Origin of the sequence: Neglectibacter timonensis, from assembly GCF_900048895.1 — a bacterium.
Lineage (GTDB): Bacteria > Bacillota > Clostridia > Oscillospirales > Acutalibacteraceae > Acutalibacter > Acutalibacter timonensis.
Window position 1 is genome coordinate 328,188 of record NZ_LT160640.1, and the last position, 23,246, is coordinate 351,433.

Annotated in this window: 20 protein-coding genes and 1 pseudogene; 18 read left to right on the forward strand and 3 right to left on the reverse strand. The window is 52.1% G+C overall.

The window, feature by feature from the left end; translation table 11 throughout:
* Positions 1 to 40: 40 nt before the first annotated feature.
* The 16 genes and pseudogenes from BN3911_RS10410 to BN3911_RS10475 all read left to right on the forward strand — a co-directional run bounded on the left by BN3911_RS10410 (position 41) and on the right by BN3911_RS10475 (position 16,739).
* A complete protein-coding gene (locus BN3911_RS10410; RefSeq protein WP_066865159.1) occupies positions 41 to 1,108 on the forward strand; it encodes a M50 family metallopeptidase in 1,068 nt (355 codons plus the stop codon).
* Positions 1,109 to 1,177: 69 nt separating this feature from the next.
* Complete coding sequence (gene ispG, locus BN3911_RS10415; protein WP_066867770.1) at positions 1,178 to 2,218, forward strand: flavodoxin-dependent (E)-4-hydroxy-3-methylbut-2-enyl-diphosphate synthase; 1,041 nt, start codon at positions 1,178 to 1,180, stop codon at positions 2,216 to 2,218.
* A 97-nt stretch (positions 2,219 to 2,315) separates the two neighbouring features.
* Positions 2,316 to 6,665 carry a PolC-type DNA polymerase III gene (locus BN3911_RS10420; protein ID WP_242871113.1) on the forward strand — a complete coding sequence of 1,450 codons (4,350 nt, stop codon included), beginning with the start codon at positions 2,316 to 2,318 and terminating at the stop codon, positions 6,663 to 6,665.
* 75 nt (positions 6,666 to 6,740) lie between these two features.
* Positions 6,741 to 7,928 (forward strand): ATP phosphoribosyltransferase regulatory subunit, encoded by a 1,188-nt coding sequence (gene hisZ / locus BN3911_RS10425; RefSeq protein ID WP_066865162.1) that lies wholly within the window; start codon positions 6,741 to 6,743, stop codon positions 7,926 to 7,928.
* On the forward strand, positions 7,925 to 8,563 hold the full coding sequence (gene hisG, locus BN3911_RS10430) for an ATP phosphoribosyltransferase (protein ID WP_066865165.1): 639 nt from the start codon (positions 7,925 to 7,927) through the stop codon (positions 8,561 to 8,563). The genes hisZ and hisG overlap by 4 nt, the downstream gene beginning before the upstream one ends.
* Position 8,564: 1 nt before the next feature.
* Positions 8,565 to 9,854 (forward strand): histidinol dehydrogenase, encoded by a 1,290-nt coding sequence (gene hisD / locus BN3911_RS10435; RefSeq protein WP_066865168.1) that lies wholly within the window; start codon positions 8,565 to 8,567, stop codon positions 9,852 to 9,854.
* 258 nt (positions 9,855 to 10,112) lie between these two features.
* Complete coding sequence (locus BN3911_RS10440; protein ID WP_066865171.1) at positions 10,113 to 11,174, forward strand: pyridoxal phosphate-dependent aminotransferase; 1,062 nt, start codon at positions 10,113 to 10,115, stop codon at positions 11,172 to 11,174.
* Between the two features lie 2 nt (positions 11,175 to 11,176).
* The gene (hisB, locus tag BN3911_RS10445; RefSeq protein WP_066865174.1) at positions 11,177 to 11,758 is read left to right on the forward strand and encodes an imidazoleglycerol-phosphate dehydratase HisB; all 582 of its coding nucleotides are present in this window, start codon (positions 11,177 to 11,179) and stop codon (positions 11,756 to 11,758) included.
* 41 nt (positions 11,759 to 11,799) lie between these two features.
* Positions 11,800 to 12,510 (forward strand): annotated as a pseudogene (hisA, locus tag BN3911_RS10450) (1-(5-phosphoribosyl)-5-[(5-phosphoribosylamino)methylideneamino]imidazole-4-carboxamide isomerase); the annotation flags it as partial.
* Positions 12,511 to 12,546: 36 nt separating this feature from the next.
* Positions 12,547 to 12,876 (forward strand): phosphoribosyl-AMP cyclohydrolase, encoded by a 330-nt coding sequence (hisI, locus tag BN3911_RS17610; RefSeq protein WP_242871158.1) that lies wholly within the window; start codon positions 12,547 to 12,549, stop codon positions 12,874 to 12,876.
* Between the two features lie 70 nt (positions 12,877 to 12,946).
* The gene (gene hisE, locus BN3911_RS10455; protein WP_066865180.1) at positions 12,947 to 13,270 is read left to right on the forward strand and encodes a phosphoribosyl-ATP diphosphatase; all 324 of its coding nucleotides are present in this window, start codon (positions 12,947 to 12,949) and stop codon (positions 13,268 to 13,270) included.
* A complete protein-coding gene (locus BN3911_RS10460; RefSeq protein ID WP_066865183.1) occupies positions 13,267 to 14,067 on the forward strand; it encodes a class I SAM-dependent methyltransferase in 801 nt (266 codons plus the stop codon). The genes hisE and BN3911_RS10460 overlap by 4 nt, the downstream gene beginning before the upstream one ends.
* A 1-nt stretch (position 14,068) precedes the next feature.
* Positions 14,069 to 14,767, forward strand: a complete 699-nt coding sequence (locus tag BN3911_RS10465; protein WP_066865186.1) for a 5'-methylthioadenosine/adenosylhomocysteine nucleosidase — start codon at positions 14,069 to 14,071, stop codon at positions 14,765 to 14,767.
* Between the two features lie 157 nt (positions 14,768 to 14,924).
* A complete protein-coding gene (locus tag BN3911_RS17200; protein ID WP_154669701.1) occupies positions 14,925 to 15,086 on the forward strand; it encodes a hypothetical protein in 162 nt (53 codons plus the stop codon).
* A 286-nt stretch (positions 15,087 to 15,372) separates the two neighbouring features.
* Positions 15,373 to 16,500 carry a sodium ion-translocating decarboxylase subunit beta gene (locus BN3911_RS10470; RefSeq protein WP_066865189.1) on the forward strand — a complete coding sequence of 376 codons (1,128 nt, stop codon included), beginning with the start codon at positions 15,373 to 15,375 and terminating at the stop codon, positions 16,498 to 16,500.
* A gap of 101 nt (positions 16,501 to 16,601) precedes the next feature.
* Complete coding sequence (locus BN3911_RS10475; RefSeq protein WP_066865192.1) at positions 16,602 to 16,739, forward strand: sodium pump decarboxylase gamma subunit; 138 nt, start codon at positions 16,602 to 16,604, stop codon at positions 16,737 to 16,739.
* A gap of 132 nt (positions 16,740 to 16,871) precedes the next feature.
* Here the strand turns inward: BN3911_RS10475 and ytaF are convergent, their stop codons facing one another.
* The 3 genes from ytaF to BN3911_RS10490 form a co-directional block, all read right to left on the reverse strand.
* Positions 16,872 to 17,513: a sporulation membrane protein YtaF gene (ytaF, locus tag BN3911_RS10480; protein WP_082942236.1), complete on the reverse strand. Its 642-nt coding sequence runs from the start codon at positions 17,511 to 17,513 to the stop codon at positions 16,872 to 16,874.
* A gap of 156 nt (positions 17,514 to 17,669) precedes the next feature.
* A complete protein-coding gene (locus tag BN3911_RS10485; protein ID WP_066865195.1) occupies positions 17,670 to 18,848 on the reverse strand; it encodes an iron-containing alcohol dehydrogenase in 1,179 nt (392 codons plus the stop codon).
* Entirely contained in the window at positions 18,841 to 19,821 is a 981-nt protein-coding gene (locus BN3911_RS10490; RefSeq protein WP_066865198.1) for a D-2-hydroxyacid dehydrogenase, read from the reverse strand. The genes BN3911_RS10485 and BN3911_RS10490 overlap by 8 nt, the downstream gene beginning before the upstream one ends.
* Before the next feature lie 226 nt (positions 19,822 to 20,047).
* On the opposite strand from BN3911_RS10490, the gene BN3911_RS10495 reads away from it, so the two are divergent.
* Together BN3911_RS10495 and murD are read left to right on the forward strand one after the other, a co-directional pair.
* Positions 20,048 to 21,826 (forward strand): ABC transporter ATP-binding protein, encoded by a 1,779-nt coding sequence (locus BN3911_RS10495; protein WP_066865201.1) that lies wholly within the window; start codon positions 20,048 to 20,050, stop codon positions 21,824 to 21,826.
* Between the two features lie 72 nt (positions 21,827 to 21,898).
* Positions 21,899 to 23,230: a UDP-N-acetylmuramoyl-L-alanine--D-glutamate ligase gene (gene murD, locus BN3911_RS10500; RefSeq protein ID WP_308211526.1), complete on the forward strand. Its 1,332-nt coding sequence runs from the start codon at positions 21,899 to 21,901 to the stop codon at positions 23,228 to 23,230.
* Positions 23,231 to 23,246: the final 16 nt, after the last annotated feature.

Here is a 23,246-nt window from a genome sequence, read left to right on the forward strand (position 1 = left end):
ATGGCTTTTGGCTGCTATATTATGAGACGGAGATGATTTTTTGCAGGTACTGACGGTAATCCTCTTAATTCTTATCGGCGTGTTGCTGTTCGGGTTTGTAATCTTTTTTCATGAGCTGGGACATTTCCTTTTGGCGAAGGCTTCGGGCATCCGGGTCAATGAATTTGCATTAGGGATGGGACCGAAGCTTTTTAGCTTTCAAAAGGGAGAAACCCAGTATGCGCTGCGGCTGTTCCCAATTGGCGGCTATTGTGCCATGGAAGGTGAAGATGGGGAAAGTGAAGACGAACGGGCCTTTGGGAAAAAACCGGTTTGGAAAAGGATTTTGGTGGTAATCGCCGGCGGTATTTTTAACATCATTTTAGGTTTTGTTTTGATGCTGATTCTGTATGGGCAGCAGGATGTGTTTGCTACCACTCAGATTGCAGGTTTTACAGAAAACTCCAGTTTGGAAGCGGCAGGGGCTCAAGTGGGTGATTATATTGTCGAGGTGGATCATTATGCAGTATTTACCGGCCGTGATCTCTCTTTTGCGTTAGCTCTTGCCGACCCGAATGCGGTTCATTTTGTGGTGAAGCGCGATGGGCAGAAGGTGGACCTTGGAGAGACCCAGATGCGGTCGGAGAGTACGGAGGATGGCAAAACGGTGCTGGCAATGGATTTCAAGGTGCTGGGTGTCAAAAATTCTTTTTGGAATCTGATCAAGAACGCAGCAGCCGATACCATATCGATGGCCCGCATGGTTATCGAAAGCCTGAAAGGAATGTTGACGGGGCGGTTTGGCCTCAATGATATTGCGGGGCCTGTCGGAACGGCGCAGGTAATTGCTCAGGCGGCGGGCCAGGGTCTCAAGGAAGGGTTCGGAACGGCGGTTTCCAACATTGTCATGATGATTATCATGATTACGGTGAATCTCGGTATTGTGAATTTGCTGCCGCTGCCGGCGCTGGACGGCGGACGCCTTTTGTTTTTGATTTGGGAGGGAGTGTCGCGGAAGCCTGTTCCCGCTAAATATGAGGGCTATATCCACGCGGCAGGCTTTGTATTGCTGCTGGGACTGATGGTGCTTATCGCTTTCAATGATGTACTGCGGTTGATACGGGGATGAACAGAAGCAGGCGGGGAAAACAGCCTGCCTGCTTCCGGATTTTAAAATAGTTTTTTGGTGGGTTGTTTTATGAGAAATTCCAAACAGGTACGGGTGGGAAACGTGCTGTTGGGCGGCGGTGCGCCGGTAACGGTGCAGTCTATGTTGAGCGTGCCTTCGACAGATGTGGCTGGCAGTGTGCGCCAGGCGTTGGAACTGGAGCGGGCCGGCTGCGAAATTTTGCGCGCTGCCATTCCCAATAAGGAGGCAGTTGCGCTGATCCCTGCAATCAAGGAGAAAGTTTCGATCCCTTTGGTGGCAGATATTCATTTTGATTACCGGCTGGCACTGGAGGCAGCGGCTGCGGGAATCGATAAAATCCGGATCAATCCAGGCAATATTGGAGAGGAGAGCCGGGTGAAAGCGGTGGCGGATACCTGCCGTCAGAAGCGTATTCCCATCCGGGTAGGAGTGAACTCCGGTTCTCTGGAAAAGCACATCCTGGCAAAGTATGGCGGTCCCACGCCGGAGGCGTTGTGTGAAAGTGCTCTCTACCATGTCTCTCTGCTGGAAAAATACGATTTTGACGATATTGTGATCTCCTTGAAGGCATCTTCTGTGGATCTGACCATACGGGCCTATGAACAGATTGCTGAGAAATGCGAATATCCCCTGCATCTGGGGGTGACTGAGGCCGGAACCGCCCGTATGGGACTGATCAAATCCGCTATCGGCATCGGCAGTTTGCTGCAGCGGGGGATTGGAGATACGATTCGGGTATCCCTCACAGCGGATCCCGTGGAGGAAATCAAAGCTGCAAACGATATACTGCGTGCGCTGGACTTGAAAAAGGGCGTGCGGTTTGTTTCATGCCCGACCTGCGGAAGAACCAGGATCAATCTGATTGCCCTGGCAAATCAGGTGGAGGAACGCCTGAAAGACTGCCGGAAGCCGATCACTGTGGCGGTGATGGGCTGCGCTGTGAACGGTCCTGGCGAAGCGCGGGAGGCGGATATCGGCGTTGCCGGAGGAGAAGGGGAAGGCCTGATTTTTAAGAAGGGGAAGATCGTCAGGAAAGTGCCGGAATCCAGACTCCTGGAAGAGCTGTTTCATGAGATCGAAAAGCTATAAAGGCGGCTGCCCTTTACTTACGGAGGGCAGCCGTTTCAAAGCGGCATACAGGGCGGGGAATCTTTCCCACTAGAAAGAAAGAGGAGTACATATCACATTGAATACACTGGGCAGTTTTTTTAGAAAAGAATTGAACGGCCAAACATTTCCGGAAGAGCTTCTTTCCGGAGGAATTCTCAATTTTTCCGTCAGCCGGCAAGACCGTTCGGTGAAAATACATGTGGATTTCCCTTCCTTTGTGGAGTACAGTGAAATCAAGCGTCTGGAAAAAGCGTTGGAGGGTCCTGCATTTGGTCTGAGCACAGTAAGGGTTCTGCCGCATTTCCATCGGGAGTGCTTTTCCGCAGCTTGTGTTTCCTCTCTGGTACAGGCGCTGAAGGAACGGGACGCCATGTTAAACGGCACTTTCAAGAATGCAGAAGCCAAGCTGGAGAAGGGAAAGCTTTCCATCCGCCTGGCACACGGCGGTTATGATTTGCTGGCGGCGCGGAACACGGACCTGAAGCTCAAGCAGCTGGTGAGAGAATGGTTTCAGGTGGAGTGCTCGGTGGAATTTGTGGGGAAGCTCTCTCTGGAGGACGGTGAGGAGTCTTTCATAGAGAAAATCCGGATCCAGGAAGAAAAAAAGAAGAGAGAGACCGTTGTGGAGGAACAGGAGCGGTATGAAGAATCCATGAAGGAAAAGGCCGGCCGCCGCAAGCTCAGCATTCGGGATGAGAGCACAATGCTGCCTTCCGTTATTTTGGAGACGGCCCGGGAGGTGATGGGAAATGTGCCGAAGGCAAAACCCATACCAATCAAGGAAGCTACGATCGAAAGCGGCAGCCTGACAGTATGGGGCGAAATCTTTTCCATAGAGACAAAGGAAACGCGGGATAAAGCCAGGAAAATCTACAGTATCGATATCACGGATTATACCGGTTCTATCACGCTGAAGGTGATTCAGGAAATCAATCAGTGTAAGGCTCTGGATACCCTGAAAACCGGGATGTCCATATTGGTGCGCGGTGAAATTTCCTATGACAAGTATGACCGCGAGAATGTGATGCGCCCCCGTTCTATTGCAAAGGTAGAACAGGTGCAGGTCGTGGACGACGCCCTGGAAAAGCGGGTGGAGCTTCACCTGCATACCAATATGTCCGATATGGACGGTATGTCGCCGGCAGCGGATTTAATCAGGCAGGCGCACAAATGGGGGCAGAAAGCTGTCGCCATTACGGACCATGGGGTGGCCCAAGCATTCCCGGAAGCTATGAATACGGTGGAGGCTATCCATAAGGAGGATCCGGATTTTAAGGTCATCTATGGTATGGAAGCCTATTTCGTCAATGATTTGGTGCCTGCTGTAAGCGGAGAGAGTAGCCGTTCTCTCGATGATGAATTTATCTGTTTTGACCTGGAAACCACAGGTCTCTCGGCCAGAAAAGACAGAATTACGGAAATCGGCGCCGTGCGGATTCGCGGCGGAGAGGTGACAGAGCATTTTGACACTTTTGTCAATCCGGAAATGCCGATTCCCCAGAAGATTACAGAACTTACCGGGATTACGGACGCCATGGTGCAGGATGCGCCTTCTGAGGCGGAGGCGCTGGCGCGGTTTTATGAATTCTGCGGAAATCGAAATATGGTTCTCGTGGCGCACAACGCGGGCTTTGACACCGGCTTTCTCAGAGCGGCGGCAGAGCGCTGTGGAATGGGCTTCGAGTATCCCTATATCGACTCTGTCCCGGTCTGCCGTTCCCTGCTGAAGGATATTAAGAACTGCAAGCTGGATACGGTAGCCTCTTACCTAAAGCTCAAGCCGTTCAACCACCACCGTGCGGATGACGATGCCGCCGTGTTGGGAGAGATCTTCCTGAATTTGATCGCCCGGCTTAAGGATGACCGGGGCGCAAAGACAGTGGCGGATATCAACTCCGCCCTGGCGGGAGGAGACCCGAAAAAGCTGCCCGCCTATCATCAGATCATCCTGGTAAAGAACCAAACCGGTCTCAAAAACCTGTACCGCATCATTTCCGAAGGCCATCTGCACTACTTCTACCGTACGCCAAGGACCCCTAAGAGCGTGCTCAGTCAATACCGTGAAGGCCTGCTGATCGGCAGCGCCTGTGAGGCAGGCGAGCTGTTCCGTGCTATGACGCGGGGCGAGTCCTTTGATAACCTGTGTAAAATTGCGGATTTCTATGATTATTTGGAAATACAGCCGCTGGGAAACAATATGTTCATGGTACGAAACGGCGATACGGATATCGAAGGACTGCGGGAATACAACAGGACCATCGTGAAGATTGGCGAAAAGCTGCATAAACCGGTGGTGGCTACCTGTGACGTGCATTTTAAAGACCCTAAGGATGCGGATTTCCGGCGCATTATTATGGCGGGCAAGGGCTTTTCTGATGCGGATGAGCAGGCCCCGCTCTATATGCGCACCACTCCGGAAATGCTGGAGGAGTTTTCCTATCTGGGGAAGGAAAAGGCCTTCGAGGTAGTGGTGACCAATCCCAACAAAATTGCAGACATGATCGAACATGTGCGGCCTGTACCTCAAGGTAACTTTCCGCCTTTTATCGACGGTGCGGAGGAGCAGCTCAACTCTATTACCTGGGAGAGGGCCAAGGAAAGGTACGGTGATCCGCTGCCCGATATCGTCCAGAAACGTCTGGAAAAGGAACTGGGTTCCATCAACAAGCACGGCTTCTCCGTGTTGTATATGACGGCGCAGAAACTGGTGGCAGATTCTGAGGAGCACGGCTATCTGGTGGGTTCCAGAGGATCTGTGGGTTCTTCTTTTGTGGCCAGTATGTCTGGTATTTCCGAGGTTAACCCTTTGGAGCCCCATTATATCTGTCCCAATTGCAAGCACAGTGAGTTTATCACCGACGGCAGTATCGATTCCGGTTTTGACCTGCCGGCTAAGAATTGTCCGGACTGCGGCGCCCTCATGGACCGGGACGGTCATACAATCCCCTTTGAGACCTTCCTTGGCTTCGACGGAGACAAGGTTCCCGATATCGACCTGAATTTTTCAGGGGAGTATCAATCGGGAGCCCACCGGTATACAGAGGTGCTGTTCGGAAGGGACAACGTGTTCAAGGCCGGTACCATCGCCACAGTGGCGGATAAGACCGCTGTGGGCTACGTGCGCAAGTATGCGGAGGAACATGGAAAAACCTTCCACAGGGCTGAAGAAAAAAGGCTGGCAATCGGCTGTACCGGTATTAAGCGCACCACAGGCCAGCATCCAGGCGGCATGATCGTTGTACCCAGGGGAATGGAAGTCTATGATTTTTGCCCGGTTCAGCATCCGGCAAACGACCAGAAGTCGGACAACATCACCACCCACTTCGATTTCCATTCCATTCATGACAATGTGTGTAAGCTGGACGAGCTGGGGCACGATGTGCCCACCATTTACCGGTATTTGGAGGATTACACAGGGATCCCCGTGATGAAAGTTTCCATGAGCGATCCGGAGGTGATGAGCCTTTTCAATTCTCCGCAAGCCCTGGGCGTGACGGCAGAGGAGCTGGGCGGCGTGAAAACTGGAACGTTATCCCTGCCCGAATTGGGCACCAATTTTGTGCGGGGAATGCTGGAAGAATCCAAACCCACGAAGTTTTCCGACCTGCTTCAAGTTTCCGGCCTGTCCCATGGTACAGACGTCTGGCTGGGAAACGCGGAGGAATTGATCAAAAACGGTACCTGTACCATTTCTGAAGTGATCGGTACCCGAGACAGCATTATGACCTATCTGCTGAATAAGGGACTGCAACCCAAAATGGCGTTCAAAATCATGGAGATCACCCGGAAAGGCAAGGCTTCAAAGCTTTTGACTGAGGAGCATATCAACGCGATGAAGGAACACGATGTGCCTCAGTGGTATATCGACTCCTGCTTTAAGATCAAATACATGTTCCCCAAGGCCCATGCCGCTGCCTATATGATTGCCGCCCTGCGTTTGGGCTGGTATAAGGTGCACCGGCCCACTGAATTCTATGCCGCTTACTTCACCGTGCGCAGCGATGATTTTGACGGCGTTACGGCCATTCAGGGCAAAGACGCCGTCTACCGCAAGATGAAAGACCTGGATACCAAAATCAAGAACCGTGAGGCCTCTGCCAAGGAAGAATCAGAATTCGGCACACTGCAGATCATCAATGAGATGCTGGCGCGAAAAATCGAATTGCTGCCGGTTGACCTCTATCAATCCCACGCCACAAAGTTCCTGGTGGAAGACGGCCGGATCCGCCTGCCGTTTTCCTCTCTGGGCGGCGTTGGCGGCGCGGCTGCCATCAGCCTGATGGAAGCCCGCGGCACTGGCGGAGAGTACATTTCCATCGACGACCTGCAGGCCAGAGCCAAGATTTCCAGCGCTGTAATCGACACCCTAAGACTGGTAGGCGCACTCAGCGGCCTGCCGGAAAGCAGCCAAACCTCTCTGTTCTGAGTGGAAAAATATTCTTGACAAGATCCCTTTTATACATTATCATAGTAGCACACTAAAGCGAAGAGAGAGAAAGCGATGAAACCATACAGCAAAGTGACGCCGGAAGGAACCAGGGACATTCTGTTTGAGGAATGCCGTGCGCAGCGCAGAGCGCAGGAACGCCTGACCCGGGTCTTCACCGCCAGGGGTTATCATGAGGTGATCACACCTGGCTTGGAATATTTTGATGTTTTTGATCTGCCGGGAGCTGCTATTCCCCAGCAGGAGATGTATAAGACGACGGATAACCATGGAAGACTGCTGGTTTTCCGGCCGGATTCGACGCTTCCCATTGCCAGAATGGCAGCCTCCCGGCTTCAGAACCAGCAGCGGCCCCTGCGGCTTTATTATAATCAGAGCGTCTACCGGAATTCCCCTGATCTCTCGGGCCGCAGCGACGAATCGGCACAGATGGGGATTGAGCTGTTGGGCGCTTCCGGACTGAGAGCGGATTTGGAGGCGATTTCTACAGCTGTGGCCGCAGTTTCCGCCTGCGTGTCTGACTTTCGCCTGGAGATCGGCCACGCCCGGCTTTTCGGCGCCTTGATGGACCGCCTTCCCGTAACGTCGGAGCGGCGGGAGGCAATCCGCGCTACGATTGAAGCGAAAAATTATGCCGCTCTCAGCGAACTGCTGGATCCATTGGGGAATTCGGAAGCTGTGGAGGCAATCCGGAATCTGCCCCGGCTTTTCGGGGGTGAGGAGGCTCTGGAAGCGGCGGAGGCTTATTGCAGGGATGAGGAAACGGCTGGAGTGCTCCGCTATCTGCGGAAGCTGTATGCCTCACTTTCCCGTCTGGGCCTGGGAGAAAAGCTGATGGTGGACTTGGGTCTGGTGCAGCGGAACGATTACTATACCGGCGTGGTGTTCAGCTCCTACGTGCAGGAGCACGGAGAAGCGGTGCTTCTAGGCGGGCGGTATGACAGCCTCTGTGAGAAGTTCGATTCTCCTATGCCTGCTGTGGGATTTGCGGCGGATGTGGAGGCTTTGGCAGTTTTGATGTCTCCGGAGGAGAGGGAAGCGTTACCCGTCACGGTAATCCATGGAGAGGACGGCTATGAAATGGAGGCGCAAAAGCTTCTTTCCCAGTTGACTGCAGAGGGGAAAAATTGTGAGAGCTCGGTGTTCGAGACGAGAGAAGAGGCCAGAGCCTATGCTGCGGCGATCGGTGCGGCAGCGCTGATTTCTGTAGGAAAAGAAACAAAGGAGGTGACGCTTCCGTGAAGCCTTTGCGAATCGCGCTGACAAAAGGCAGGCTGGAAAAATCCACGGTGGAGTTGTTCGAGCAGATTGGACTGGATTGCAGCTGTCTGAGAGACAAGGGCAGGAAGCTGATCTTGCCTGTAGGCGATGGCGAGCTGGAGGCGGTTTTGGCCAAGGCCCCGGATGTGATCACCTATGTGGAACATGGTGTGTGCGATTTGGGTGTGGTAGGAAAAGACACCATCATGGAGCACGGCAGCCATTTTTTTGAAATACTGGACCTGGGATTTGGAAGATGCGGTTTTGCTCTGGCAGCGCCCCGCGGCGTGGATTTTTACAGCGGCTATCGGGAAAAGACAGTGGCGTCCAAATATCCCAATGTGGCCAGACGTTTTTTTGAGAGCAAGAAAATGGACGTGCGTATCATCAGGATTGAGGGCTCCGTGGAGTTGGCTCCGCTTTTGGGTTTGTCTGATGGAATTGTGGATATTGTGGAAACGGGCGTAACCCTGCGGGAGAATGGACTGGAAGTAGTGGAACGCATTGCGGAGGTATCTGCCCGGCTTATTGTAAATTCTGCAAGTCTCAAGCTGCGGAAACGAGAGATCGAAGCCTTAGCTGCACGGCTGGAGGCCGCAATCAAAGGGGGAAATTGAGATGATCAGAGTTGTTAAGGGAGACAGAGATACTTGCCTGAGCTTTATCGAAGAGCTGAAGACCCGGGTGGGAGAGACAGAAAAAAGTGTGGAGGAGACGGTTTCCGACATTTTGAAGAAGGTCAAATCGGGAGGCGACGAAGCTGTGAAAGCGTATTCCAGGAAGTTTGACGGTTGGACTCCGGAAACGCTGGAACTCTCCAGAACGGAGATGAAGGAGCTTTCTAAAGATTGCGACCCCTCTTTTTTGGAATCCCTGCGCCGCGCCGCCGCGAATATCAGGGAGTTTCATGCCAGGCAGAAACAGCAGAGCCGCATCGACCCTATGGGAAACGGTGTCATCACAGGCCAGAGGGTCAGGGGCCTGCACAGGGTAGGCGTTTATGTGCCCGGCGGCACGGCGGGATATCCCTCCTCTGTTCTAATGAATGTGATTCCCGCTCAGGTTGCGGAAGTGGGAGAAATTATCATGGTCACCCCGCCCGGACGGACAGGAAAGCCGGATCCCAACATCCTCGCCGCCGCCCTTGTGGCAGGCGTGGATCGGGTGTTTCTGATGGGCGGAGCGCAAGCGGTTGCAGCTTTAGCCTACGGTACAGAGAGTGTGCCCAAGGTGGATAAAATTGTGGGGCCTGGAAATATTTTTGTGGCCACAGCAAAAAAGCAGTTGTATGGCGTTGTGGACATCGATATGATTGCGGGCCCCAGTGAGATCCTGATTGTGGCGGACGATTCCGCCAATCCGGAATACCTGGCCGCCGATCTGATGAGCCAAGCGGAACATGACAGGCTGGCTTCCGCGATATTAATCACCAATTCTGAACAGCTGGCGGCGGAGACGGTAAAGGCTCTGTACCGGCAAGTGGAGACGCTCTCCCGAAAGGAAATCATCGAGGCGTCGCTGGACCGTTTCGGGGCGGTAATTGTCTGTGAATCCATGGAACAGGCCGTTGAATTTGCCAACGACCTGGCGCCCGAGCACCTGGAGGTCTGCTGCCAAGACCCCTTCGAGTATTTGGGCAGGCTGGACAATGCCGGCTCGGTATTTTTGGGCCACTATTCTCCGGAACCCCTGGGCGATTATTTTGCCGGAGCGAATCATGTGCTGCCTACCGGTGGGACGGCCAGGTTTTTCTCGCCGCTTTCCGTAGATGATTTTATCAAGAAGTCCAGTTTCATCTACTATCCGAAGGAAGAACTCCTGAAGGCTGCGGACGACATCATTCGTCTGGCGGAAACCGAAGAACTGACAGCCCATGCAAACTCTATCCGGGTGCGCAAAGAGCTGTGAGTTCCATAAGATTCTCCGTTTCCGGAAATCTTGTGAAGCCGAGCATGCGCTGAATCCATCCGGTGCTCAGCACACGGGGCGGGTTTTGTGTTGGTTCCAGAAAAACCCGGAAAAATTCTGCCGTATTCAAAGGACCAAGGGTATTCCGGGTTTTTGGGCGCAGAGATGTCGGATTTCACCCTCACTACGGGGACTGACCCGTCTGGCACGATTTGTTCAGCGGTTGTCTGAAATACTATTTTGGAAGCAGGTGTTCTCTTGTATCGTCTAAACGATAAAATAAAGGATCTGAAGCCCTATGACCCCGTGGGGGAGCGGTACCGGATTCATCTGGATGCCAACGAGTCTTTTCTTCCAATTCCTGCCGAGGTGCTGGAGGAGGTTAAGGCTGATTTGGACAAGCTGGAGTTTAACCGATATCCGGATCCTCTGGCAAAAGAGGCCTGCGAGGCTTTTTCCGGCTATTACGGGGTCCCCGTCAGAAATGTGGTGGCGGGTAATGGTTCAGATGAGCTGATTACCGTGATTTTCACAGCCTTTCTGCAGAAAGGCGATGCATTTGCCACGCTTGAGCCGGATTTTTCCATGTATGCCTTCAACGGATTCCTTCAGGAAATGCGCCATGTTGTCATCGGAAAAAAAGAGGATTTTACGCTGGATATTGACAGAGTGATCGAAACCTGCAACAATGAAGGAGTAAAGCTGCTGATTTTCAGCAATCCCTGCAACCCGACCTCTGTGGTGCAGAGCCGGGAGGAAATGCGGAAGCTGATCCGCGGTGTGGACGCCCTGGTAATCCTGGATGAGGCCTATATGGATTTCGGCGCTGAAAGTCTGCTGAAAGAATTTATGGACTATGACAACCTCATTCTCCTGCGTACTTGCTCCAAAGCTTTTGGCATGGCGGCGCTGCGCCTGGGTTTTGCCGTGGCGAACGATATGCTTGCCGGCGCGCTGCGGGCGGTAAAGTCGCCCTATAACGTCAATTCTGTCACCCAGAAGATTGGGGCAGCCGTGCTGCGCCGCAAAGAAGAACTGCAAAAAGCGCTGGCGGAAATTTTGAACTCCAGAAATTTTTTGTTGGAGCAGATAAAGCAGATTGGAGGGGAATTTCCCAATTGCTTTACCGTTTTTGGAGGCAGTACCAATTTTGTAACGCTGGTACTGGAAGAGCCGGAGAGGCTCTATCAGTATTTGGGAGAACAGGGGATTTCTGTCCGGTTCACTTCAGGGTTGATCCGTGTTACCTGCGGAACTGAGGAGGAAAACAGGGAATTCCTTCAGGTTCTGCTGAACTATCTGAAAGAAAAGGGGGAATAGGGATGGAGCGCTACGCCGCGTTGAGCAGAAAAACCAAAGAGACAGAGGTTTCTCTGGAGTTTTCCTTCGATGGAGGCGAGATCGAAGTCTCCACGGGAGTCGGATTTTTTGATCATATGCTCACTGCCTTTGCAGTCCACGGAGGCTTTGGCCTCAAACTGAAAACGGTAGGGGACTGGCATGTGGACTGCCACCATACGATTGAGGATACCGGCATCGTTCTGGGTAAGGCGTTTGCGGAGGCGCTGGGTTCCAAACGGGGTATCAACCGGTTTGGGCATGCTTACATCCCTATGGACGAAACATTGGGATTTGCGGCGGCTGATATCAGCGGGCGTCCGTTTCTGGTGTTCCAAGCTGAGTTTCCCCAGGAACGTACCGGTGATTTCGATTCCTGCATGACGGAGGAATTTTTCAGGGCCTTTGCTATGAACGCGGGAATTACTTTACATTTGCGCTGCGAGTATGGCAAAAATACGCACCATATGATTGAGTCTCTTTTTAAAGCGGCCGCCCATGCGCTGCGGAAGGCCGCCATACTGAACAACGATGATGTCATACTTTCCTCCAAGGGAATGCTGTGAGAACGCCTGTTTGAAAACATCAGGAGAAAGGCTGAAATTCTATGATCATTTTGCCTGCCATTGACCTACAAAACGGAAAGTGCGTCCGACTTTTTCAAGGAGATTATGCCACGGCCAAGGTGGTGGCGGAAAGCCCGGTGGAGACGGCAAAGCAGTTTGAAAGCCAAGGCGCATGTTGGATGCATATGGTGGATTTGGATGGCGCCAAAGACGGAAAGCCCAGAAATTCTGAAGCAATTTTCCAGGTGCTGGACAATGTGGATCTGCATATAGAGGTTGGCGGCGGAATTCGCGACATGGAGACCGTAGAGCATTATCTGAGCAGGGGCGTCAGCCGGGTGATTCTGGGTTCAGCAGCTTTACGGGATCCCGCTTTTGTGAGAGAAGCCGTCAAGAAATACGGAAAAAAGATAGCTGTGGGCATTGACGCCCTGGACGGAAAGGTGGCTGCCGACGGCTGGACTGAGCAGAGCCAGGTGGATTATATCGAGCTGGCGAAGCGAATGGAGGAGATCGGCGTCCATTATATTATCTGTACGGATATCTATAAGGACGGCACTATGAATGGTCCCAACCTGGTGATGCTGGATAAGCTGAACCGCTCCGTCAGCTGCAATATTATTGCCAGCGGCGGCGTGAGCAGCCTTTTGGATATTGTAAACCTGTATGATTTGGGCCTGTATGGGGCCATTGCGGGCAAGTCCATCTACCAGGGAGCGTTGGATCTGCGTGCGGCAATCATTGCCTGCCAAAAAATATCCAGTAAGGCATCGAAAAACAGGACGGCAGTGGACGATGAACTGGAGCGGTATTTCAGAAAATCCGACCTGATTCCCGCCATCATTCAGGAGGAAAGCACTGGGGAAGTGCTGATGCTGGCCTATATGAACCGGGAGTCCCTGGTGAAATCCATGCAGACCGGGTACACCTGGTTTTACAGCCGCAGCAGGAATACCTTATGGAACAAAGGGGAGACCTCTGGAAATACGCAGAAGATCGTGAGCATTCATGCTGATTGTGATGACGATACCCTGTTGGTCAAGGTGCATCAGAAGGGTCCTGCATGCCATACGGGCAGCAGAAGCTGTTTCTTTAAAAAAATAATACATAACGGGTAAATTAATAAATCATCCTCTGCACAGACGGCGGATTGCCGCTGTTTAAGAGGGCTGGAAAGGAAAATCGACGATGGATGTTTTGCAGGAACTGTATGAAACAGTGCTTTCCCGGAAAGAGGCTCAGGTAGAAGGCTCTTATACCTGTTATTTGTTCGAAAAAGGTACGGATAAGATATTGAAAAAATGCGGGGAAGAGTGCAGCGAGGTCATTATTGCCGCTAAAAATAAGAAGAATCCGGAGACCGTTGGGGAGATCAGCGACCTGCTTTACCACTTGATGGTACTTATGGTCAATGAGGGGATTCCCTTTAATGAGGTTGAGGCGGAACTGGCCCGCCGCAGTGAAAAAACCGGAAATCTGAAACAATTTCACCAGGTGGACCGCGATTCATGAATCAGGCGGAAAGAAAAGAATTGTGGAAGCATGAGGAGTCCTGCGCCTTGTCCGGCCGGGATTTTTCTCATTTGCAGGGCAGATATCTGAAGGGGAAGGCGCCTTGGGACTATCGCCTGAAGGTGTTGGATTTCCTGCGTCCCGGGATTAAAATCCTGGATATGGGGACGGGCAGCGGCGAGTTTCTCCTCTCTCTTTCCCACCCCAGACAGCTTCTGACTGCCACGGAGGGAGACCCAGCAAATTACAGGCTCTGTTTGCGCCGGCTCACGTCCCTGGGTGTCACAGTGGTGGACTGTACCTGCGGAGAGGGAAAGGAAATGCCATTCCCAGATAACAGTTTTGATCTGGTGCTCAACCGCCATGAAGGGTATGATGTGGGAGAAGTCCGGCGCGTACTGCGGGACGGCGGCTTTTTTCTCACAGAGCAAGCGGGAGGTCAGAACAGCAGGCTGCTTGCCCAAAGGCTTTTGCCGGAACGGGAACGACCTGGACTGGCTTTCAATTTGGAAAACGAGGCCCCGAAATTTAGGAAAGCCGGATTTCGGCTGGTGTGCCAAAACCAGGCGTATCCTATGGCGAAAATTATGGATGTGGGAGCCCTTTGCTTCTATGCGAAACTGAGGGAAAGAGAATTTCCGGGTTTCTCCGTAGACAACTGCCTTGACCGCTTGCTGCTGCTGCAGCGGGAGGTAGAAGAGCGCGGGTGCCTTTTGAACCAGGAGCATAGGTTTCTGCTGATAGCCAAAAACAGAAAAGGGGCAGCGGGACTGCCTTCTGGAAGGAGGAACGATTGAAATGAAAAAAATAGGGATCCTCTGTGCCGGAGATAGCGAGTTGGAACCTTTTCTGTCCCATATCCATTCCTGTACGGTTGTGGAAAAGGCAATGCTGAAGGTACATGAAGGGGAGCTGGAGGGCATACCTGTGGCGGCTGTGTACAGCGGCGTATGCAAAGTAAATGCCGCCATTGCCGCGCAGGTATTGATCGACTGCTTTCAGGTGGAAGCTGTTATCAATGCAGGAACTGCCGGCGGAATGGAAGAATCACTGCAGATTTTTGACACCGTTGTTTCTACTCAGGCGCTTTACCACGATGTGGAAGAGCATATCCTGACCGAATTTCATCCCTGGATGCAGACCGCTTGGTTTCCGGCAGATCAGGAGCTGTTGGAAGCTGCTAAAAGGGCTGCCTTACAAGAGCGCAATGTGTTTTTTGGCAGGATGGCTACTGGAGAACAATTTATTACGGAAGAACACCGTTTAGAAATCAATCGGAAATATGCGCCGCTGTCGGTAGATATGGAAACGGGAAGTATCGCACATGTATGTTATGTAAACCGAATTCCGTTTTTATCGGTGCGCACACTTACAGATACGGCAGTACATTCCGGAACTGAGAATTTTGAACGGAACTGTTCCCAGGCTTCTGCAATTTCCAAGGACTTTGTATTGAGCCTCCTGCGGGAGCTGTATAAGCAGCCAAAGCCGGTCTGAGGAGTTTTTTTTGCTCAGACTGCCGCTCCATATCCATAATATTTTGTAAAATGACGGACGACGGGAAATTGATTATATGGAAAGGGCCGGGAGAACCGGTTGATTTATATGACGGGCCCGGCTGAGAGGATTGCTGCTTCCGGGAAGGGGGTTTCTCATGGCGGCAAATCCGGAGAGGGAAAATCCTGTTGCCGGTTATTCCGGCATTTTCCTGTCAGAAGAACAGGCCTCCATACTGTCTGGAGGCCAGGATATAGATAAGCTACTGGCCTCAATAACGCTTGGAAGTTTTCAGAAATACTACAGTAGTCTGTTCTAAAAAGAACCAGTTGACATCACTTCCAAAAAGTGCTAGACTTTATTTTGCTATGGGGGAGTAGTCGGCGTGGAATTCTGCGCAGCTAGATCAACAATCATGGGCGGTCACCCGCTCTGGTTTAGCTTGAAACGACCAGACCTGTGCCTATCTTTTCGAGGGCTCAGGTCTGTTTTTTTATCTCAAACGGAATTTTCCTGCAGGTTCCTGCGGGATCTGAGAAGGAGAAACACTCTCATTTATTTTTGTTAATTGGGAAGACTATTCAAAAAAGGAAGGATGTAGAAACATGGAATTCTTGTGGGAAGGGCTGCTGTCGGTCACCTGGCAGCAGCTGGTGATGTACGCTGTGGGCGCAGTGCTCATCTGGCTTGCGATCAAAAAAGATTATGAGCCTGCGCTGCTGCTGCCGATGGGATTTGGAGCTATCCTGGTAAACCTGCCCTTGTCCGGTGTTCTGAATCAGACAATGCAGGGCGTGGGGGAAACGCATGGCATAATCCAGTGGCTCTTTGAGATTGGGATTGAGGCGTCGGAGGCATTCCCGCTGCTGCTGTTCATCGGCATCGGTGCGATGATTGACTTTGGCCCGCTGCTCTCCAACCCCAAGATGTTCCTTTTCGGTGCGGCGGCACAATTCGGTATTTTTCTCACAATTTTCCTGGCCGCTGTTTTGGGCTTTCCCATCCGAGATGCGGCGTCAATCGGCATTATCGGCGCCGCGGACGGCCCCACCTCCATTCTGGTATCTCAAGTGCTGAAATCCAATTATGTGGGGCCGATTGCAGTAGCCGCCTACTCCTATATGGCGCTGGTGCCCATCATCCAGCCGGTTGCCATCAAGGCTGTCACTACCAAGAAGGAGCGGGCGATCCGTATGGAGTACCGTCCTGCTGCAGTGAGCAAAACCACCAGGATTTTGTTTCCCATCCTGGTGACGGTGATCGCGGGCCTGGTGGCTCCCGCCTCCGTCTCTCTGGTGGGCTTCCTGATGTTTGGCAACCTGATCCGCGAGTGCGGTGTGTTGAACAGGCTTTCTGAGACCGCCCAGAACGATTTGGCCAATTTGGTCACATTGCTGCTGGGGATTACCATCTCTTTCTCCATGCGTGCGGATAAATTTGTCACACTGCAGACCCTGATGATTATGGCCTTGGGCCTGTTTGCCTTTGTGTTTGATACCATAGGCGGCGTGTTCTTTGCAAAGCTTCTCAACCTGTTTTCAAAGAACAAGATCAATCCCATGGTGGGAGCTGCCGGAATCTCTGCATTCCCCATGTCGGCGCGTGTTGTGGAAAAAATGGGAATTGCGGAGAATAACCAGAATCACCTGCTGATGCATGCCGTAGGAGCCAATGTTTCCGGACAGATCGCTTCTGCCGTGGCCGGTGGAATTGTGCTGGGATTTTTCCTGTAAGTTCAGGTGGACTAGAGAGACGAAGGATCGGATAGAAAATAGCTGGAAATGACGAATAGCACACGCCCTGTACAGCAGGCGTAGGGAAAGGAAGAGAGTAGATGAGTCCTGAAACCGTGCAGAATATAATGGAAGCTCTGGGAATCATGGGTAAGGGTATGTTGGGTATTTTTGTTGTGATCGGCGTGATTGCCCTGATAGTCTATGCCCTTACAAAGCTGAGCTCCAGTAAAAATTGACGAAGAGATCTTGATAGAGTTCCAAAAGATAATGGGAAGGGTCCGCCATAAAATGCAGTTTAAGCATTTTCAGCGGGCCCTTCCCACATCATGTAAAATTTTGTGTCCTATTTACTATGTGGGGGCCGGCTGCTAAAAGAGCTTCAGAAAGGCCATACCCAAAAGCAGCGCTCCACTGAGCCAGGAGATGTTGAAGGGCAGCTTTTTAGCCAGACGATTCCCCAATTTGCTGCCCAGCAGTACCGCCAGGGTTTCAGTGATCAGGGAACAGAGGAATACTGCCAGGATGTTTAAGTTTCCCAACGCCGCGCCGAACCCTACGGCCATACCGTCCAGGGAAAGTGCGACGGCCAGAGAGGCGGCTTCTCCCGGCGAAATTGTTTTAGAATGGTCACGGTCTGCTTTCTCAGGATCCGCATAAAGGCTCAGCACAAAACGAAAGTTTAGCAGGCTGAAATGGATTTGCTTTTCCAGATTGTTGTGCTTTCGAATGATTGATTTGGTCAGGCTGTCGAGTAGTTTGACAAGCCCCAGAATAAAAAGCAGCACGAAACAGATGGCGGTGGTGAGGCTTTGTGGAATCAGTCCGCGTATCAGGGAACCGGCCAACATGGAGACCCCCACTACGCTGCTGCAGATCACATTGATGATTTGGGCGGACAGGAGAGGGATACGGATTTTATTGCTGCCGTAGGCAAAGCTTGCCACAAATGCATCCATGGAGAGGGCCGCCGCCAGAACGGCCGCCTCCAGCAGGGAAAAAAGAAAATTCACTGGCCAGCCCTCGCTTTGGTAAAATTTGTCTTCTCAGTATCCTATGAAAAGGAGGGGGTTGACGTGACAAGGATTTTATGGAGCGGCGCGGGCGGCGAGAAATGAAACAGGCGTACGGAAACCCGGTTCCCGTACGCCTGAATTACTTTTAAAACATCAGCCTCTGGCATTTCGGTAGATTGCTGCCATGTCCTCCTGGTTAAGCGTCTTGAAAGCGCCGATCGTACGGCCGCCGAAAGCGCATTTTGCTGCCAGCTCTTCAATCTGCTCCTCTGTGAGTGCAACACCCAACTCCCGGATGGTGGTGGGCATATCGATGGAGCGATAGAATTCTTCCATGGCTTCAATGCCCAAGAGAGCGGTCTCTCTGGCGTTTCCATGGCATTCAATATCGAAAATGCGGCTGGCAAACTGGGCAAAACGTTCCGGTTTGTCATGAAAGACATAGCGGGCCCAACTGCCCCATACAGCTGCCAGGCCGGCGCCGTGCGCCACATCGAACATGCCGCCCAACTCATGCTCCAGTTGGTGGGAGGCCCAATCCCCATTGGGGCCGCCGCAATTCATCAGGCTGTTGTGCGCCAAGCTTCCCGCCCACATGATTTCGGCCCTGGCCTTGTAATTCTGTGGCTCTCCCTTTAAAATCAGAGCATTGTGCATGACGGTGCGGATCAGTGCCTCCGCCATGCCGTCGGTGAGCTCCAGCGTGTCGTCGGGAACAAAATAGCGCTCCATGGTATGCATCATGATGTCCACAGCCCCGCAGGCCGTCTGATAGGCGGGCAACGTATAGGTGAGCTCAGGGTTCATCACGGCAAATCTGCAGCGGCACAGAGGACTGTTATACCCGCGTTTAATGCCGCCCTCTTCTTTGGTGATGACGCTGGAATCGCTCATTTCACTGCCCGCTGCGGCGATTGTCAGCACACAGCCGATGGGCAGGCAGGCTTTTGCCGTGTTTTTCCGGTCATAGAGATCCCACACGTCGAAATCGTTAGCCATACCGTAGCCGATCGCCTTGGCAGAATCGATGACGCTGCCCCCGCCGACGGCTAAAATAAAATCTACATGTTCCTTCCGGCAGAGTTCAATTCCTTCATAGACCAGGGAAAGCCGGGGATTGGGTACAACGCCGCCAAGAGATGTGTATGCAATGCCGGCCTCCTGCAGAGAGGTGAATACCCGGTCCAACAGGCCGCTTTTCCTGGCGCTCTGCCCACCGTAGTGAACCAGAACCTTTCTGCAGCCCTGTTCCTTTACCAGGCTGCCTACTTCCGACTCTGTGTTTTTTCCGAATATAACTTTAGTGGGGGTGTGAAAGACAAAATTATTCATACTGTTTTTCTCCTTTATCTCTTTTTTGCTTTACTACATTTTGAGGTACGCCGGCCAGAAAACAGCGTAAGTTTTCCGCTACAATACCAATCAGCCTTTGCCGCGCCTCCCGGGAGGACCAGGCTACATGCGGTGTGATAATACAGTTTTTAGCGGAAAGCAGCGGATGTTCCGGGGCGGGCGGCTCCTGAGAAAGGACGTCCATTCCTGCGCCGGCCAGCCGTCCTGTATTCAAGGCTTCGGCCAGATCCGCTTCTGCCACAACGGCGCCGCGGGAAGTGTTGAGCAGAAAGGCGGAAGGCTTCATCAGAGAAAGCAGGGAGCTGTTGATAAGGCCTCTTGTTTCTTCTGTTAACGGGCAGTGGATGGAGACTACGTCGCTTTTCTGAAACAGCTCCCTGAGAGAGACCCAGCTGCAGCCTGCGGGGGCTTCCTTCCGGGTACGGCTGCAGAGCAGCACCTTCATGCCGAAGGCTAATCCCAATCTGGCCACAGCGCTGCCTATGGCGCCGAACCCGAATATTCCCAATGTCTTTCCGCTGAGCTCGAACATGGGGGAAAAGGCGCTTTCTTCCTCGGCGCGCTTCCATCCGCCGTCACGCACGGTTTCACTGTAATACTCCGCCCTGTTGCACAGAGCCAGAAGCAGGGAGAAAGCGTGCTGTGCCACCGTTTCTGCACAGTAGAGGGGCACATTGCATACCGTAATACCCAGCTCCTCCGCAGCGGCGATATCTATGGTGTTGTAACCGGTAGCGAGAGCACCCAGAAACCGGAGACACGGCAGCTCTTTCAGAATAGCCCGGTCCATGATGGTACGGTTCATGATGACGGCTTCGGCGGCGCCGGCCCTCTCTCTGATGAGTTCATAGGGTGTGTCATCGTAAACGGTGAGCTTGCCCAACTCCTTTAGAGGTTCCCAGGAGATATCTCCCGGATTTGTTGTTCTGCCATCCAACACCACAATCTGCATCGGCATTCTTCCTTTCTAAAAAGCTGGACTTTCGCGCCGGACCGATCCGGCGATAGTCTGATTATAAAGCTTGTGGACGTTCATTGCAAGCTGTCCAGGCCGGGAAATTAGACCGATAACTTCTGGTTTCGGCACAAATTGTTAGAGGATTGGCCTATTGATTCTCTTTGCACTTTGTGGCATAATTTTCTTAAGTGTTGTGTTTTGGAAAGGTGCGGTCAAAAATATGAAGGAAACGAAGAAACAGAAAAAGAAGGGCCTGATCGGCAGGTTCGTCCCCTATTTCAAAAAGTACAAATGGATATTGGTTTTTGATCTGTTCTGCGCGGCGCTCACCACCGTGTGTGAACTGGTGCTGCCGATGCTGGTGCGTTTTGTCACCAATGCGGGAATCAACGACCTGGCGTCGCTGACATTGGAAATCATTCTGAAGATTGGTGTGCTCTACCTGTTCCTGCGGCTGGTGGACGCGGCAGCCAATTTTTTTATGGCCTCTATCGGCCACATTATGGGCACGAAAATTGAGACCGATATGCGTTCAGACCTGTTCCGGCATTTACAGAAGCTTTCTTTCACCTATTTCGACAATACAAAGATTGGGCAGATTATGTCCCGCATTACCTCGGACCTGTTTGATGTGACGGAATTTGCCCATCACTGCCCGGAAGAAATTTTTATTTCCGCTATAAAAATTGTTGGATCCTTTACCATTCTTTGCGGTGTGAACGTCTGGCTGACGCTCATCGTGTTTTCCGTGGTACCCTTTATGCTGCTGGTGGCTGCTTTCTTCAACCTGAAGATGCGGGAGCAGTTCCGCCGCCAACGCGTACAGATCGGCGAGATCAACGCCCAGGTGGAAGACAGTCTTCTGGGGGTCCGGGTAGTCAAATCCTTTGCCAACGAGGATTTGGAGACGGAAAAGTTCGAGCGCGGCAATGAAACCTTTTTCGACATCAAAAAGAAGAGTTATCTCTATATGGGCGGCTTTGACGCCTCTAACCGGATGTTCGACGGCTTGATGAATATATTGGTGCTGGTTGTGGGCGCCGTATTTATGATAAACGGGCAGATTCAGCCGGCGGATCTGGTGGCTTACATGATGTATGTGGGCACTTTGATCAGCTCTGTGCGGCAACTGGTGCAGTTTGCAGAGCAGTTTCAGCGCGGTATGACCGGCATCGAGCGTTTCTTCCAGGTTATGGATGCAGACGTGGATATCTTTGATGAGCCGGACGCCAGAGAGCTGAAGGTGAACCGTGGGGATATCAACTTCGAAAACGTAGGGTTCAGTTACTCCGACGATGGGAAGCAAGTGCTTTCCGAAATCAATCTCTCTGTGAAAGCAGGAGAGAATGTGGCGCTTGTAGGTCCCTCCGGAGGAGGAAAAACCACGCTGTGCAATCTGATTCCCCGGTTCTACGATGTCACGGAAGGCCGTATTCTGATCGATGGTCAGGATATCCGCAATGTCACCCTCAATTCACTTCGTTCTCAGATCGGTTTTGTGCAGCAGGATGTGTACCTGTTCTCCGGTACCGTGTTCCAGAATATTGAATACGGCAGGCCCGGCGCCAGCAGGGAAGAGGTGGTAGAGGCCGCGAAACAGGCGGGCGCCCATGAATTTATTATGGGGCTGCTCAATGGGTATGATACTTATGTGGGAGAACGCGGCGTAAAGCTTTCAGGTGGCCAGAAACAGCGCATCAGTATTGCCCGTGCATTTTTGAAGAATCCGCCTATTATGATTCTGGATGAGGCAACATCTGCGTTGGACAACGAAAGTGAAAAGATCGTGCAGGCGTCTTTGGAAAAACTTTCCAAAGGGCGCACTACCTTTACCATCGCCCACCGTCTCACTACCATAAAGAACGCCACAGTTATTTTGGTGCTGACGCACAGGGGAATTGAAGAAAAAGGAACTCATCAGGAACTGATGGCCAAAAAGGGAATTTATTACCATCTTTATAACAGCTATGCAGACGACAGGGTTGTTGACAATGCCTGACGATTTTCTCATGGACAGGAGTGCTTAGAGTTGAATAAAGATCATTTTTTTCAGTATCTTTCCGGGAAAACGGTGACCTTCTGCGGCATAGGAAGAAGCCACATGCCACTCATGGAGCTGTTTCAAAAAAAAGGAGCGCTGGTATCCGCCAGGGATAAGCGCAGTTTTGAGGAGCTGGGGGAAAACGGGGAGAAGCTGAAAGCGCTTGGGATCAAGCTGATTCTGGGGGAAGGTTATCTGGATCATTTGGAGGAGAATCTCATTTTTCGGACGCCGGGTATGCGGTACACTCTGCCGGAACTTGCCGAAGCGCGCAAGCGCGGCAGCGCGGTGACCAGTGAGATGGAGGTGTTTTTTGAGCTTTGTCCCTGCAAAATATATGGGGTGACGGGCAGTGATGGAAAGACCACCACCACCACCATAATAGCAGAGTTTTTGAAAGCCCAGGGGAAACAAGTGCATTTGGGAGGAAATATCGGGAAGCCTCTTCTGCCGGAAATAGAATCGATTCAGGAGACGGACTGCGCCGTAGTGGAGCTTTCCAGCTTTCAGCTTATTTCCATGAGGGAAAGCCCCAATGTGGCGGTTGTAACCAATCTCACCCCCAATCACCTGGATATGCATAAGGATATGCAGGAATATATCGACGCCAAGAAAAATATTTTTCTGCATCAAAATGCTTTTTCCCGTACTGTGCTCAATGCAGACAATGCGATTACAGCAGATTTTGCGCCGGAAACCCGCGGAGATACGTGGCTCTTCAGCAGACGGGAAAATTTGCGGCGCGGCGTCTGGTGTGACGGAGAGAAAATTTATGTAAACGGGGAAGAGGCGCTTGCCGTCAGGGACATTAAGCTTCCCGGCTGGCATATCGTGGAGGATTATATGGCCGCCATCGGTGCGGTGTGGGGTGAGGTGTCTCCTGAGAATATCCGGAAAGTAGCCGCTGAGTTCGGCGGTGTGGAGCATCGGACGGAGTTGGTTCGTGAGTTTGAGGGTGTGAAATATTATAACGATTCTATTGCCAGTTCCCCCACACGTACGATTTCAGGCACGCTTTCTCTCTTTGACAAAAAAATAATCCTCATCTGCGGGGGTTATGATAAACAGATTCCTTATGATCCCCTTGGCCCGGTGATATGCGACAGGGTTAAAACTCTGGTCGTTATGGGTAGCACCGGCCCGAAGATTGAAGAAGCGGTGCGCAATGCGCCGGGATATCAGGAGGGAAGTCCCAAAATTCTTAGAGTGAAGAATATGGAAGAGGCGGTTGACGCCGCCCGCAGCGAGGCACAGGCTGGAGATGTGGTATCCCTGTCGCCGGCTTCTGCGGCCTTTGATTTGTACCCGAATTTCGAGGTGCGGGGAAGACATTTTAAGGAGCTCGTAAACGAACTCCGGTAACACGGGGGATTCCCCG